Consider the following 13904-nt stretch of genomic DNA (forward strand, 5'->3'; position numbering starts at 1 on the left):
TTCACGCGCATTGGCTGCGCGGTAAGACGATTACTCAAGGATATAGAATGTCACGTACTGGCAAGAAACCGGTGGCCCCGGTTAATGGCGTTACGGTCACGATCAATGGTCGTGTCGTCTCCGCCAAGGGCCCGAAGGGCGAACTGAGCCTCACGCTCATGGATATCGTCAACATTGAGCAGGGTTCGGATGGCATCGTCATCACCCCCGCTAACGACACCCGTGAAGCTCGTGCAGCTTGGGGCACCACCCGCGCGCTGATCCAGAACATGGTCACCGGGGTGAGCGCTGGTTTCGAGAAGAAGCTGGCCATCCAGGGCGTCGGTTACCGCGCCGCACTGCAGGGCAAGGACGTCAAGCTCTCGCTCGGTTTCAGCCACGAAGTGATCTATCCGGCTCCCAAGGGTATCACCCTGGCCGTGCCGGCTCCGACTGAGATCGTCATCACCGGCATTGATAAGCAGCAGGTCGGTCAGGTCGCTGCGGAGATCCGCGGCTGGCGTCCCCCCGAGCCCTACAAGGGCAAGGGCGTGCGTTACGCCGGCGAGCAGGTCTTCCGCAAAGAAGGCAAGAAGAAGTAAGGAGCGCCACCTATGGCTATCAGTGCAAAAGGTGCAGACCGCCGCAAGGCTCGTGTCCGCAAGGCGCTCAAGGCTCGTGCCTTTGGTCGCGCCCGTCTCAGCGTTTTCCGCTCGGACAAGAATATCTACGCCCAGATCATCGACGACGCGAACGGTCGTACGCTGGCAGCGGCTTCCACCCTCGAGAAGGACGTGCGTGGCTCGCTCAAGAGCGGCGGCACTTCCGAGGCAGCTGCCGTCGTTGGCAAGCTGATCGCGGAGCGCGGTGTGAAGGCTGGTGTTGCCGAAGTGATCTTCGATCGCGGCGCTTACATTTATCACGGCCGCGTTAAGGCCCTTGCAGATGCTGCCCGTGAGGGCGGTCTGCAGTTCTAACAGCGGCGAGGAAAAACATTATGAGCAGAGACGTTCAAGAGCGCGAAAGCGAGTTCGTCGATCGCCTGGTCCACATCAACCGTGTGGCCAAGGTTGTGAAGGGCGGTAAGCGCTTTGGCTTCGCAGCCCTCGTCGTTGTGGGTGACCAGAAGGGTCGCGTCGGTTTCGGTCACGGTAAGGCCCGTGAAGTTCCCGAGGCAATCCGCAAGGCAACGGAACAGGCCAAGCGCCAGATGATTCGCGTGCCGCTGCGCGACGCCCGCACGCTGCACCACGACATCACCGGTCGCCACGGCGCCGGCAAGGTCGTGCTGCGTGCAGCCGTTCCGGGTACCGGCATCATCGCCGGTGGTCCGATGCGCGCCGTCTTCGAAACCCTGGGCATCAACGACATCGTCGCCAAGTCCACCGGTACTTCGAACCCGTACAACATGGTCCGCGCGACTTTCGACGCTCTCAAGAACGTCGATAGCCCCCGCGCCGTGGCTGCCCGCCGCGGCCTCAAGGTCTCCGAACTGCAAGCTCGCCGCGGCGAGACTGCTGTCGAAGCCTGAGCCCCGTAGGAACGGAGAAGCACAATGGCTGACAAGAAAACTATCACCGTGAAGCAGATCGGTTCGCCGATCCGCCGCGAAAAGAGCCAGCGCGCGACCCTGATCGGTCTCGGGCTGAATAAGATGAACAGAGAGCGCGAGCTGATTGATACGCCCGAAGTCCGTGGCATGATCAACAAGGTCCCGCACCTCGTCCGTGTACTCGGCGAGTAAGAGGGAAGGCTCGACAAATGACTCGTTTGAACGAACTTCGCGACAACCCCGGTTCGACTAAGGTCCGCGTTCGCGTTGGCCGTGGTATCGGCTCCGGCGTTGGCAAGACCGGTGGTCGTGGTGGCAAGGGCCAGACGGCTCGCGCCGGTGTCGCGATCAACGGCTTTGAAGGCGGCCAGATGCCCCTTCACATGCGTATGCCGAAGCGTGGCTTCAATGCTTGGAACCCCAAGGATTGGAACCAGGTTCGCATCGATCGCATCCAGGCCTATATCGACAGCGGCAAGCTGGACGTTAAGGGCGTGGTTGACGCAGCAGCGCTCGTCGCTGCCGGCGTGATCCGTCGTCCCAAGGACGGCGTGCGCCTGATCGGCTCGGCTGGCTTCACTTCCAAGAAGGTGACCTTCAAGGTTGATCACGTGACCAAGGGTGCTGCGGCTGCTATCGAAGCTGCTGGTGGCAAGGTTGACGTGATCCCCGTCAAGGAAACCTGGAAGAAGACTCCGTACGCTGCCAAGTAATTTGGCTTTGCGCACCCGGCCCTGCGGTCGGGTGCGCTTTTTTGGTTTGTTGCGTCAGGGTGGCAGTCCTATATGCTCCTTGGGCGCTCCGAGCGCGCCTGGCCTCAAAGCCACGGAGCAGGGGGTGGGAAACGCCAGCCGTTTTTCGCAAAGATCCCTGCGGCAACGAAATTTTAGAGCCGACGATTTGACGCGTTCAGCTCATATCAGGCTCTAGGGAGCGAAGTATGGCGTCCGCAGCCGAGCAGCTAGCTCGCAATCTCTCATTCTCGACCTTTTCCAAGGCGAAAGCCCTGCAGCAGCGCATCTGGTTCACACTGGGCGCGCTGCTTGTTTATCGTTTGGGCACCTTCATTCCGGTTCCGGGCATCGACCCCGATGCGTTCCGCGCGACTTTCGAGCAGAGCCAGCAGGGCATCATCGGGATGTTCAACATGTTCTCCGGCGGCGCCGTGGAACGTATGGCCATCTTCGCGCTCAACCTGATTCCCTACATTACGGCGTCCATCGTCGTGCAGGTGATCGCCACGGCCTCGCCGCGCCTCGAAGCCCTCAAGAAAGAGGGTGAAGCCGGTCGCCGCAAGATGAACCAGTACACCCGCTATCTGGCGGTCGTGTTCTGCGCCGTCCAGGCATACGGCATTGCCGTGGGTCTGGAAGGCAGCCAGGGCGTGGTTCTCAATCCCGGCTGGTTCTTCCGCCTCTCGACGGTGATCACGCTGGTCGGCGGTACCATGTTCCTGATGTGGCTGGGTGAGCAGATCACCTCGCGCGGCGTCGGCAATGGTATCTCGCTGATCATCTTCGCCGGTATCGTGGCAAACCTGCCCTCGACCATCGCCCAGACTCTGGAACTCAGCCGTACCGGCGCGATTCCCGGCTTTGCTGCTCTCGGCATGATCGTCCTGGCTCTGGTGGTGATCGCTGCCATCGTCTTCTTCGAGCGCGCCCAGCGCCGGCTGCTGATCCAGTATCCGAAGCGCCAGGTGGGCAACAAGATGTTCCAGGGCGAGTCGTCGCACCTGCCACTCAAGCTCAACACCTCGGGCGTTATCCCGGTGATCTTCGGCTCCTCGCTCCTGCTGCTGCCCGCGACCATCGCGTCGTTTGCTGCTCAGGGCAACGCGCCGGGCTGGCTCACCACGGTGACCGCGCTCCTCGGTCGCGGCCAGCCGCTCTATCTGGCGCTGTTCGCCTTCTTCATCATCTTCTTCGCCTTCTTCTACACGGCCATCGTGTTCAATCCGACGGAGACGGCCGACAACCTGAAGCGTTCCGGCGGCTTCATTCCGGGCATCCGTCCGGGTGAACGCACCGCCCAGCACATCGACTATGTGTTGACGCGCATCACGGTTATCGGTGCACTCTATCTCACTGTTGTGGCTCTGATTCCCGAAGTGATGTTCAGCCAGCTGGCGGTCAGCCAGTTTATTGGCGGTACGTCGCTGCTGATCATGGTGACGGTGACCCTCGATACGGTCAGCCAGATCCAGAGCCATCTCGTGGCCCAGCAATATGAAGGGCTGTTGAAGAAATCTCGCCTTGGAGGGGGCAAGCGCCGATGAGACTGATCCTGTTGGGACCGCCAGGGGCGGGGAAGGGCACGCAGGCAAAGATTCTGGTTGAGGCCTACGGCATCCCGCAATTGTCCACTGGTGACATCCTGCGGGCCGCTATCGCCGCTCAGACGCCCCTTGGGCTCGAAGCAAAGGCGATCATGGATCGGGGCGATCTCGTCTCGGACGCTATCGTCAACGGCATCGTGTCTGAACGCATCGATGCCGAGGACTGCAAGCCCGGCTTCATCCTCGATGGCTTCCCGCGCACCATTGCGCAGGCCCAGGCCCTCGATGACATGCTCAAGGCCAAGGGAATCAAGCTCGATGCCGTTATCGAGCTGACTGCCGATGCCGACGAACTGGTGCGCCGCGTGATTCAGCGCTCCAAGGACAGCAATCGCCCGGATGACAACCCAGAGGTCATCCGCAAGCGCCTCGATGTCTATCAGACCAGCACTGCGCCCCTCGTCGACTATTACAGCCGGCAGGGTCTGGTGAAGACGGTCGACGGCATGGAAGCGGTCGAAACGGTGACGGCGGCCATAAAGGCGGCCCTCGCTAACTAATCTTCGTCAAGGCGAGACTGTTGACTTCGCCTTGTCGAATCCTTAAAGAACCGCACCAGTCTCATGGATTATTGGGCTGGGTTCGGTTTCTCACATTAGGTGGGGATCGAGATCCGGTCCCTTGTTGTTTGAATGACACCCGCCGCGATGGCGCGTGTTGAATGAAGGAGAGCAGACGTGGCTCGTATTGCTGGCGTCAATATCCCGACGAACAAGCGCGTTGTAATCGCGCTGCAGTACATTCACGGGATCGGCGAAAAGTTCGCCAATGATATCACTACCAAGGTCGGTATTCCGGCTGACCGTCGCGTCAACGAACTGACCGACGCTGAAGTGATCCAGATCCGTGAAGCAATCGACCGCGACTACGTCGTGGAAGGTGACCTTCGCCGTAACGTTGCGATGAACATCAAGCGCTTGATGGACCTCGGCAACTATCGTGGCCTGCGCCACCGTCGTGGCCTGCCGGTCCGCGGTCAGCGCACCCACACCAATGCCCGCACCCGCAAGGGCCCGGCAAAGCCGATCGCTGGCAAGAAGAAGTAATTCCACGCCTGCATGTGCAGGCTGGCATTTTGATTTGGAAGCGGCGGATCGAGATTGGCTACTCCGTGAGGGGAAAGCCAAATTTCAGATCCGCTTCTTCCGTGGTGGAGCTGCTGGCATTACGGCAGCGCCGATACCCAAGAGGACCTGAATGGCAAAGACTGATACCACGCGCATCCGCCGCAAGGAGCGCAAGAACATTACCTCGGGCGTTGCACACGTGAACGCCTCCTTCAACAACACCATGATCACCATCGCCGACATGCAGGGCAACACGATTTCGTGGTCCTCGTCGGGCGTGATGGGCTTCAAGGGTTCGCGCAAGTCGACCCCCTATGCTGCCCAGGTTGCTGCCGAAGATGCTGCCAAGAAGGCTCAGGAACATGGCATGAAGACCCTTGAGGTCGAAGTGCGTGGTCCCGGTTCGGGCCGTGAATCTGCGCTCCGCGCTCTTCAGGCTGCTGGTTTCAACGTCACCTCGATCCGCGACGTGACCTCGATTCCGCACAACGGTTGCCGTCCGCGCAAGCGGCGCCGCGTCTAAAGACTAGACCACTTGGTAAACTCCTGGCCCCGGGGCCAGGGGTTCTATTGTGTTTGCGGCGGTGCGGCCTCCGAGGCCGCGAATTTGAAAGGACAATACCGTGACGATCCAGAGGAACTGGCAGGAACTTATCAAGCCGACCAAGCTGGAGATTGTTTCGGATGGCGCTGACTCGCGTCATGCTTCGGTTATCGCCGAGCCGCTGGAACGCGGCTATGGCTTGACCCTTGGCAACGCCTTGCGTCGCGTCTTGCTGTCGTCGCTTCAGGGCGCGGCGGTAACCGCTATCCAGATCGATGGCATTCTGCACGAATTCTCGTCGCTTCCCGGCGTTCGGGAAGACATCACCGACCTCGTGCTGAACGTCAAGGAAATCGCCATCAAGATGGGTGGCGAAGGCCCGAAGCGTCTTACTCTCTCCAAGCAGGGTCCGGGCGCCGTGACCGCTGGCGACATCAAGGTCTCCGGCGATATCGAAGTTCTGAACCCGGAGCTCGTGATCTGCCATCTCGACGATGGTGCCGAGATCAACATCGAGTTCACCGTCAATACCGGCAAGGGCTACGTCCCGGCCGACAAGAACCGTCCGGAAGATGCGCCGATTGGCTATATTCCGGTCGACGCCCTGTTCTCGCCTGTGCGCCGTGTCAGCTACAAGGTTGATGCGACCCGTGCCGGCGAAAGCCTCGACAAGGACAAGCTGACGCTTTCCGTTGAGACCAATGGCGGCATTTCGCCGGAAGATGCCGTGGCTTATGCTGCGCGTATTCTTCAGGACCAGCTTTCGGTCTTCGTCAATTTCGAAGAGCCCACCAAGGAAAAGGCCCAGGACGCTGTCCCGGAACTCGCCTTCAACCCGGCGCTGCTCAAGAAGGTCGACGAGCTCGAACTGTCTGTCCGTTCGGCCAACTGCCTCAAGAACGACAACATCGTCTACATCGGCGACCTTATCCAGAAGACGGAAGCCGAGATGCTGCGGACCCCGAATTTCGGCCGCAAGTCGCTCAATGAAATCAAGGAAGTCCTGGCACAGATGGGGCTTCATCTCGGGATGGACGTGGCCAATTGGCCGCCCGAGAATATCGATGACCTCGCTAAGCGCTACGAAGATCATTATTGATCGCGCGCTGCCAAGATTTTTAGGAGATACCCATGCGACACGGTAATCGCGGCCGCAAACTCAGCCGTACCGCTTCCCACCGTAAGGCGATGTTCGCCAACATGTCCGCCGCGCTGATCAAGCACGAGCAGATCGTTACCACGCTTCCCAAGGCCAAGGACCTCCGTCCGATCGTCGAGAAGTTGATCACCCTCGGCAAGCGCGGCGACCTGCACGCTCGCCGCCAGGCCATCGCGCAGATCCGCGACGAAGGCCAGGTTGCAAAGCTGTTTGCCGTTCTCGGCCCGCGCTATGCTGAACGTCAGGGCGGCTACATCCGCATCCTGAAGGCCGGCTTCCGCTATGGCGACAACGCGCCGATGGCCGTGATCGAGTTCGTCGATCGCGACGTCAACGCCAAGGGCCTCGACTCCGGTCCGGTCCAGTACAACGAAGAAGAATCCGAAGCCGCGTAAGCGTCGCTTCCCCCAAATTCAAAGGGCGGCCCCAGTGGCCGCCCTTTTTGTTTTCTGCGGGGATTTGGTCCAACCAACGGTGCCATTCCCCCACACACGGGGTCATTCCCGCGAAAGCGGGAATCTCACTCGGTTCGCGCTCCGCTGCGACTACCCCCGCCGCAAGCTCAAATCTCCACCCTCCATCGTCATTGCCGGGCTTGTCCCGGCAATCCGTCTCGCCTCCGCATGGACCACCGGGACAAGCCCGGTGGTGACGAAGAACAAGTGTCGGCAGCCTAAGCACCCCGCCTATCCATTATCCTCCACCGCAGTCCCCGGAAGCGCCGGCAACCACGGCAGCGCCGACTTCACGCAAAACTGCCGCTTCGGCTCCAACTCCCGCCTCTGCGCCAAAACCCCGACCCGAAGCCCAAAACTCCGCTTCCCAGCCGGCTCATCGGACGTCGCATAAAGCCCTGACCCGCAATCGGCACAAAACGCCTGCTGCCGATGCCGCCCACTCTCCGCCGTCTTGACGTAAATCTTCGGAGTCCCCTGCAGCAGATGAAACCGCTGCTCGGGGCAGGGCGCCACCACCCTGAACGCCGTACCGGAGAGCTGCTGGCAATCCGTACAATGACAGACGCGAACCTTGTCCGGATCAATCTCAGCTTCAAAGCGGATTGCACCGCAATGACAGGAGCCGTCGACCTTCATAACCATTCTCCAGGATGTGTAGCGCGCTTCGGCAGGGAGCAACGCGTTGGACCGCGACCTTACCGCGAGCGCCTCCCTCCCCCTTGTGGGCTTCGACCCGGCCGTAGGCAAAATCGCTCCAGTGGAGCGATTTTAGGGGAGAAGGATTGAGGGTGGGGGACCTTTGAGGCAGGGAGACCTTACTGCGCCCGCGCCTCAGCCTCTGCCCGCGCCTTCAACCTCTCCGGCGGCACCTGCATAAACTGCCGTACCTCCACCGGCGCCCGGCATGCCACCGTCGCTTTCTTCCCCCACTCAAGCGCCTCTTCTTCGCTCGCACATTCCAGCACCCAGAACCCGCCGACATGCTCCTTGGCCTCGACGAACGGACCATCGGTAACCACCATGCCACCATTGTTCCGCGCCCGGATCGTCTTGGCGCGCGTCGCCGTCTGCAGGCCCCCAACGAATACCCGCACCCCCTTGGCGATCATCTCTTCATTCAGATCGGAAATATCCTTGATCAGGCCCGCGTCTTCCTTGGACGGGTCGTAGTCGTCAGGCAGGTGAATTGCGACCAGGAATTGCATTTTAGTCTCCTCTCGAAACCGGCAGGCCATTCCCGCCGTCACACCTAGACGAGTGGTGCGACGGAACTCAGACTAATTTATCCCATTTTCTTGTCGCCGCCTTTTCCAATGTCCCCCGGACAAACCAAATGCCGCTTCCGCGAGTCTGCCTGAGCGTGTAGGGCAGGGCAGTCTAGTTGGGGTAGATTCATGGACCGCATCCTCGTCACCGGAGCCTCAGGCTTCGTGGCCAAGCACGTCATTGGCGAACTCCTGCGCGCCGGTTTTCGCGTCCGCGGCACAGTGCGCAACCGCCGCAAGCTGACCTCGATCCAGGCCGCCATGGACCTCCTCGCGCCCCGCACTGAAGATCGCCTGGAAATCGTCGAAGCCGACCTGCTCGACGATGCCGGCTGGGCCTATGCCATGGAAGACGTGCAGGCCGTCATGCATGTCGCGACGGTCATATCAGCCGAAGAACCCAAGGACCCGTCCACCGTCATCCGCCCCGCCGTCGAAGGCACCGAGCGCATCCTGCGCTTCGCCCGCGCCGAAGGCGTCCGCCGCATCATCATGACCTCGTCCATCGCCACGGTCGGTTATGGCCACGGCCATGAAGCCGGCCCGCGCACCTATACCGAAACCGATTTCACCGACCTGACCAAGATGCGCCGCCCCTGGGCCTATTGCATCGGCAAGACCCGCGCCGAGCAGGCCGCCTGGGCCTTCGCCAATGGCCAGGGCATGCAACTGACCACCATCCACCCCGGCGCCATCCTCGGCCCCGCCAGCGACCCGGAAACCAGTATTTCTCTCGGCCTCGTCGGCGGTCTCCTCGACGGCTCCACCCCCGCCATGCCCCGCATCGGCTTTGCCATCAGCGACGTCCGCGACGTCGCCGCCATGCACCTCGCCGCTCTGAAGAACCCGGAGAGCATCGGCCAGCGCTACCTCTGCACAGGCTCCTATCAAAGTTTTGAGGACGTCGCGGCAATCCTCCGCAAGGCCTATCCCGACTACCCGGTGACCCTCAAAACCGTCCCCGACTGGCTAATGCGCATCCTTGCCCTGATGGGCGGTCCCGTCCGCCAGATCATCAACGACATCGGCAACCAAAAGCATTTTGACGGACGGAAGGGCGAAAAGCTCCTCAGCCGCGCCTATCACACCTCCGAAGAAGCCGTCCTCAGCGCCGCCGAAAGCCTGATCCGCTTCAACCTCATCAAGCCAAAGCCAAAGTAAGTCCCCAGGCCCGATAGAGCCGGTCCAGCTCGCGCTCGTTCCGGCACACGACCACCGGCAACCCCGTGCCCTCCGCCATAGCCCGCAGCTTCGCGCCGGAATTGCGCGTATGCCAGAGCCAGTGGATCATCGCCCACTTGATCGAGTCCTTATTGCCCTCCAGCGCCCCGGCCCGCCGTACTCCTAACGTCCGCCGGAAATACCGCCAACAGCGCCGCCAAAGCTCATCATCGAGCGCAATAATCCCCGTGGCCCGCTGCAACCGTGCAGGCATGATGGCGGAATAATTCCCGTCCATCACCCATTCCGGCTCCGCAATCGCCGCCAGATGCAGCGCCTCGAACTCCTCATCCGGCCGCTGCACCCAATCCGTCCTCGGGGCATGCCGAAACAGATCCACGTGCTGTGCCGGAATCCCAAGCTTCGCCCCGATCGCCACCGCCAGTGTGGATTTCCCCGCATTGGTCGGCCCAACAATCATGATCCGCCGGCCCAAAGTGGAAAGTTCCGGCAGATCGTCCATGATCGTCGCTCCTAGGCAGCGGCCTCCTCGGAAGCCGGCGGAATGGGGAAATTCGAATTGAACAACCCGCCGGGATCATACTTGGCCTTGAGCCGGCGCAGGCGGGCGAGCGTTTTGCCCGGAAATGCCTTTTCAAGCAAGTGCGGCTCGGTCCCCGTCTCAAAATTGAGATAGAGCCCATCCAGCTCCTTCGAAACCGAAGGCCAGATCGCATCCAGCCGCCGCGCCATGGCATCGCCATAAGCGCCCGCATTGAGCGAGAAATTCTGGTGCCGATGCGCATAGGCCGTCTCGTCGGCCCCCACATCATTCACCGCGCCGCCCACGGCCCGCAACTGCATCATATTGGTCGCGCCCGCTGCCAAGAGCTCCGCCATCCCCTCGGCCAAAGCTGGCGTCAGACTCGTCACCAACCCCGCCCGCGACACCAGCCCACCAGCCCCGTCATGCCCCGAAAAATGGCTCTCGACCAGCGCCGTATAGGGAATGATATAGGCCTGGCTTCCCAGCAACGGCCCGACCTGCAGGAACGGCTGCAGCATCGGCTCGGCCACCGAGGGATCATCGCTCATGATGACAACGCTCGCCTGCGCAATCGGCCCGCTGCCCGAACGTCCCGGTACCATGGTCAGAAAACTCGTCAGCTCCCGCGGCGCCGCGATCACCGTCTCCGCCCATCGCGGCAAAACGCTCTCTGCATCCGAAAGATCATAAGTGAGCTGCGCAAAGACGACATTCCCGACCGGATAGGCATCCAGTTCCAGCGCCGTCACCACGCCAAAATTGCCGCCCGCGCCACGCAGCGCCCAGAAGAGATCGGCGTGGTTCTCCCGATCCGCCCGCACGAACGAGCCATCGGCCAACACCACCTCGGCCGCCTGCACATGATCAAGCGTCAGCCCATGCTTTCGCGCGAAATACCCGATCCCGCCGGCCGTCGCGAGACCACCCACGCCCACATCGCCATAATCGCCCGAACTCATGCCCAGCCCATGCGGCGCCAGCGCCGTGGCCACTTCGCCCCAGCGCGCCCCCGGCCCAACCCGGAACAGCCCCGTCTTCTCGTCCATCAGCCGGATCGAATTGAGCTGCCCCACATCGAGCACCAGCCCACCATCATTGGTCGACCGCCCCGATATGCCATGCCCGCCGCTCCGCACCGCCAGCGGCACATCCTGCCGCGCGGCATAGGTGATAGCCTCCTGCACCTCTTCAACCGTCGTAGGCCGCAGAACCAGCCCCGGATTGCCCTTGTGAATATAGGTCGAGCGATGTTTTGAAAAATCATGATCGCCCGGCTCAACCACGCGCTGCCCCAACGCCGCCGGCACGCCATCATAGTCGATCCCATCGCGCCGCGCCGCCAGCGCCCGTGCACTCCGCACCGGGCCGGTCCGTGTCCCCGCGGCCTTCCGCGCCGTCTCGACCCGCGCCCGCACCGCCGGCGCGACCTCCTTGCCGAAAGTCTCGATCGCTCCAGGCGCATCGGCCGGCAGGATAAAGGTCGAAAACCCATGCTCGAGCGCCAGCGTAGTCAATTGCTCGACCAGCGCCTCGACATCCTCTGGCGTCGCCAACCGCCCGCCGACATTGATCAGCCGCCGGATTTCCCGCGGATCACGCCCAGCCTCAATCGCTGCCGCATCAATGATCGCATTGCTCTCTGCAATCGTGGGCGATTTGATGTAGCTCATCGACGGCAGCCAGCCGTCCGCCTTCCGCCCGATCAGTTTTAGCATGCGCGGCTTTAGCGCCCCGAGCCAGATGCTGACGCCATGCGCGGGCAGGGGCCCACGCCGCGCGCCGGCCGCCCTGTGATACTTCCCATCAACCCGCACGCCGCCCGATTTCCCGGCATCCCAGATGCCGCGAATGACATCGATCGCCTCTTCCAACGCATCCACGGCCTGGCCCGGCGTCAATTCCTCGCCGCCCATGCCCTTGATGCCGTCCCAGAAGGCGCCGGCGCCCAGCCCCAGCTCCGCGCGCCCATGCGAGAGGAGGTCAAGGCTCGCCACCGCCCGCGCCAAAACGGCGGGCTGCCGCAGCGGCAGGTTCAGCACATTGCCGGCAAGGCTGATGCGCTCGGTCTTGGCCGCCACAAAGCTCAGCAATGTCCACGCGTCGAGGAAATTGCTCTGATAGGGATGGTCTTGAAACGTGGCGAGGTCTAGCCCCGCAGCCTCAGTCAGCTGCGCCAGGGCGACCACGTCATCGGCTTGCTGTGCGCTCGGCGTAATAAAAGTGCCGAACTTCAGCTCGTGCCCATAATCGGTCATGGCAGGCTCAATGGTTACAAATGGTAACCGACTATTTAGGCACTACCGGCGCCCACGCAAGTGGACACATGGGTGTGACCGGCGAACACTCGGTTTCGCCCCGCCCACCGTCGCGGCACCTCCCCCTTGACGGGGGAGGATGGGAGGGGGTGAGGGAGCCCCGATGGCAGAGCGTGCGACCACCCCTCCCCAACCCTCCCCGTCAAGGGGAGGGTGCTGCATCGAGCGCTTGGAAACAAAAGACCCGCCCCAGCTCTCACCAGGACGGGCCCAATCATTCAGGAGGCAAAAACCCTCACTCGGCCGGCGCCATATCCTTGCCGGTGTAAACCTCGTCTACCCAATACTGATCGCGACGATCAAACCCGTTGAACGGCGTCAGCGAAGCCTGCGTGTACGCTCCCATCAGGCCGAATTCGATCCAGTCGTCTTCATCGATATCGGCCGGCAGGGTGAACACCTGCGGCAGCACGTCATAGCTGTCGCAAGTCGGACCCCAGATGGTGAACTCCGAGAATTCCTGGTTATTGTCGTGCACGCGCGGACCGCGCCACACGCGCACCGGCGGGGTGAAGTGCATGAACTTCACTTCCATCAGCGAGCCGTAGGCGCCGTCATTGACATAAACCGACTGCCCGCCGCGCTGATGCTTCACGCGCAGCAGCAGCGAGGTCGACGAGGTCACGAGCGCACGGCCCGGCTCGATGATCAGCTCCGGCTTGTTCTTGTCGCCAAAGTGGTCGGTAACGGCCTGCGAGATGGTCTCGAAGTAATAGTCCATCGGCGGCGCTTCGCTGGTCGGGTAGGGGGCCGGATAGCCACCACCGATATTGAGGCGCTTGAGTTCGATGCCGCTCTCTTCGACGATACGTGCCGCCGCCGCGATGTGGCGCTCATAGGCATAAGCGTCTTCGCACTGCGAACCGACGTGGAAGCAAAGGCTGGGCGTATAGCCCATCTTTTCCACGGCCTGCACGATTTCGGCCGCACCCTGTTCCATCACGCCAAACTTGATGCCGAAGTCATAAGACTTCAGCGCCTTGCCGGCCTTGAAACGAGTGGTAACCTCGACGTCACGTGACGGCGAAACCACGGCGGCGAGCTGGTCGAGCTGCTGCGGGTGGTCGATGGTGAACGAGCGAACGCCGAACTCTTCGTAAGCGCGCTCGATCTCGCGCTTGTTCTTGATCGGGTTGTTGTAGTGCATCACGGCGCCGGGCGCATAGTCGCGCACCAGTTCCATTTCGGTGTTCGAAGCCACGTCGAACGCCTTGAGGCCTTCCTTGTGCAGCTGCGCAATGATGTGCGGCGACGGATTGCACTTCACCGCATAGGTGAGCAGGCCGTCAAAGCCCTTCTTGAAAACCTTCACGGCCCTATGGAACTCCTTCTCAGAGAAGAGGAAGGAGGGAAAGTCCGGCGCCTCTGCCGCGATCAGCGCGGAGGTATTGGCGTAAACGGTCTTCGGCTCGTCAGTCATTGGACAACAGGCCTTTCGGGGCTGGAGAGGGAAGGAAACTCGCGGCGTCTAGATCTTTCCGGTTCGTAAACGACGCGAAATTGAGCGCTGCATATAGGG

17 protein-coding genes are annotated in these 13904 nt (G+C 61.8%); 12 read left to right on the forward strand and 5 right to left on the reverse strand.

The features are described from left to right. Positions 1-47 precede the first annotated feature (47 nt). From rplF to rplQ, 11 genes are all read left to right on the forward strand, one after another. Entirely contained in the window at positions 48-581 is a 534-nt protein-coding gene (gene rplF / locus ACSQ2A_RS05575; RefSeq protein ID WP_295416451.1) for a 50S ribosomal protein L6, read from the forward strand. Between the two features lie 12 nt (positions 582-593). Continuing rightward, the gene (gene rplR / locus ACSQ2A_RS05580; RefSeq protein ID WP_291418193.1) at positions 594-956 is read left to right on the forward strand and encodes a 50S ribosomal protein L18; all 363 of its coding nucleotides are present in this window, start codon (positions 594-596) and stop codon (positions 954-956) included. Positions 957-976: 20 nt separating this feature from the next. Continuing rightward, positions 977-1510 (forward strand): 30S ribosomal protein S5, encoded by a 534-nt coding sequence (gene rpsE / locus ACSQ2A_RS05585; RefSeq protein ID WP_291418191.1) that lies wholly within the window; start codon positions 977-979, stop codon positions 1508-1510. Between the two features lie 24 nt (positions 1511-1534). Continuing rightward, on the forward strand, positions 1535-1723 hold the full coding sequence (gene rpmD, locus ACSQ2A_RS05590) for a 50S ribosomal protein L30 (RefSeq protein WP_295416445.1): 189 nt from the start codon (positions 1535-1537) through the stop codon (positions 1721-1723). Between the two features lie 17 nt (positions 1724-1740). Next, entirely contained in the window at positions 1741-2244 is a 504-nt protein-coding gene (gene rplO / locus ACSQ2A_RS05595; RefSeq protein WP_436071397.1) for a 50S ribosomal protein L15, read from the forward strand. A gap of 227 nt (positions 2245-2471) precedes the next feature. Next, the gene (secY, locus tag ACSQ2A_RS05600; protein ID WP_295416440.1) at positions 2472-3809 is read left to right on the forward strand and encodes a preprotein translocase subunit SecY; all 1338 of its coding nucleotides are present in this window, start codon (positions 2472-2474) and stop codon (positions 3807-3809) included. Next, on the forward strand, positions 3806-4369 hold the full coding sequence (locus ACSQ2A_RS05605) for an adenylate kinase (protein WP_295416439.1): 564 nt from the start codon (positions 3806-3808) through the stop codon (positions 4367-4369). Before secY ends, ACSQ2A_RS05605 begins: the two co-directional genes overlap by 4 nt. 177 nt (positions 4370-4546) lie before the next feature. Beyond that, complete coding sequence (rpsM, locus tag ACSQ2A_RS05610; RefSeq protein WP_295416436.1) at positions 4547-4915, forward strand: 30S ribosomal protein S13; 369 nt, start codon at positions 4547-4549, stop codon at positions 4913-4915. 151 nt (positions 4916-5066) lie between these two features. Then, positions 5067-5459 carry a 30S ribosomal protein S11 gene (rpsK, locus tag ACSQ2A_RS05615; protein WP_035080867.1) on the forward strand — a complete coding sequence of 131 codons (393 nt, stop codon included), beginning with the start codon at positions 5067-5069 and terminating at the stop codon, positions 5457-5459. Positions 5460-5559: 100 nt separating this feature from the next. After that, entirely contained in the window at positions 5560-6579 is a 1020-nt protein-coding gene (locus ACSQ2A_RS05620) for a DNA-directed RNA polymerase subunit alpha (RefSeq protein ID WP_295416433.1), read from the forward strand. Positions 6580-6611: 32 nt separating this feature from the next. Continuing rightward, positions 6612-7034: a 50S ribosomal protein L17 gene (gene rplQ, locus ACSQ2A_RS05625; RefSeq protein WP_056308219.1), complete on the forward strand. Its 423-nt coding sequence runs from the start codon at positions 6612-6614 to the stop codon at positions 7032-7034. Between the two features lie 291 nt (positions 7035-7325). On the opposite strand, the gene ACSQ2A_RS05630 is transcribed toward rplQ, so the two are convergent. Both ACSQ2A_RS05630 and ACSQ2A_RS05635 read right to left on the reverse strand, forming a co-directional pair. After that, positions 7326-7733 carry a GFA family protein gene (locus tag ACSQ2A_RS05630; RefSeq protein WP_436071398.1) on the reverse strand — a complete coding sequence of 136 codons (408 nt, stop codon included), beginning with the start codon at positions 7731-7733 and terminating at the stop codon, positions 7326-7328. A gap of 179 nt (positions 7734-7912) precedes the next feature. Continuing rightward, a complete protein-coding gene (locus ACSQ2A_RS05635; RefSeq protein WP_436071399.1) occupies positions 7913-8302 on the reverse strand; it encodes a YciI family protein in 390 nt (129 codons plus the stop codon). A gap of 189 nt (positions 8303-8491) precedes the next feature. On the opposite strand from ACSQ2A_RS05635, the gene ACSQ2A_RS05640 reads away from it, so the two are divergent. Beyond that, positions 8492-9523: an NAD-dependent epimerase/dehydratase family protein gene (locus ACSQ2A_RS05640; protein ID WP_436071400.1), complete on the forward strand. Its 1032-nt coding sequence runs from the start codon at positions 8492-8494 to the stop codon at positions 9521-9523. Here the strand turns inward: ACSQ2A_RS05640 and ACSQ2A_RS05645 are convergent. The 3 genes from ACSQ2A_RS05645 to ACSQ2A_RS05655 form a co-directional block, all read right to left on the reverse strand. Beyond that, positions 9504-10046 carry an AAA family ATPase gene (locus ACSQ2A_RS05645; RefSeq protein WP_436071401.1) on the reverse strand — a complete coding sequence of 181 codons (543 nt, stop codon included), beginning with the start codon at positions 10044-10046 and terminating at the stop codon, positions 9504-9506. The genes ACSQ2A_RS05640 and ACSQ2A_RS05645 overlap by 20 nt on opposite strands. 11 nt (positions 10047-10057) lie before the next feature. Continuing rightward, complete coding sequence (locus ACSQ2A_RS05650; RefSeq protein ID WP_436071402.1) at positions 10058-12325, reverse strand: LLM class flavin-dependent oxidoreductase; 2268 nt, start codon at positions 12323-12325, stop codon at positions 10058-10060. A 295-nt stretch (positions 12326-12620) separates the two neighbouring features. Beyond that, the gene (locus ACSQ2A_RS05655; protein ID WP_436071403.1) at positions 12621-13805 is read right to left on the reverse strand and encodes a hypothetical protein; all 1185 of its coding nucleotides are present in this window, start codon (positions 13803-13805) and stop codon (positions 12621-12623) included. Positions 13806-13904 lie beyond the last annotated feature (99 nt).

The sequence above is a fragment of the Devosia sp. LjRoot3 genome (assembly GCF_964252865.1).
Lineage (GTDB): Bacteria > Pseudomonadota > Alphaproteobacteria > Rhizobiales > Devosiaceae > Devosia.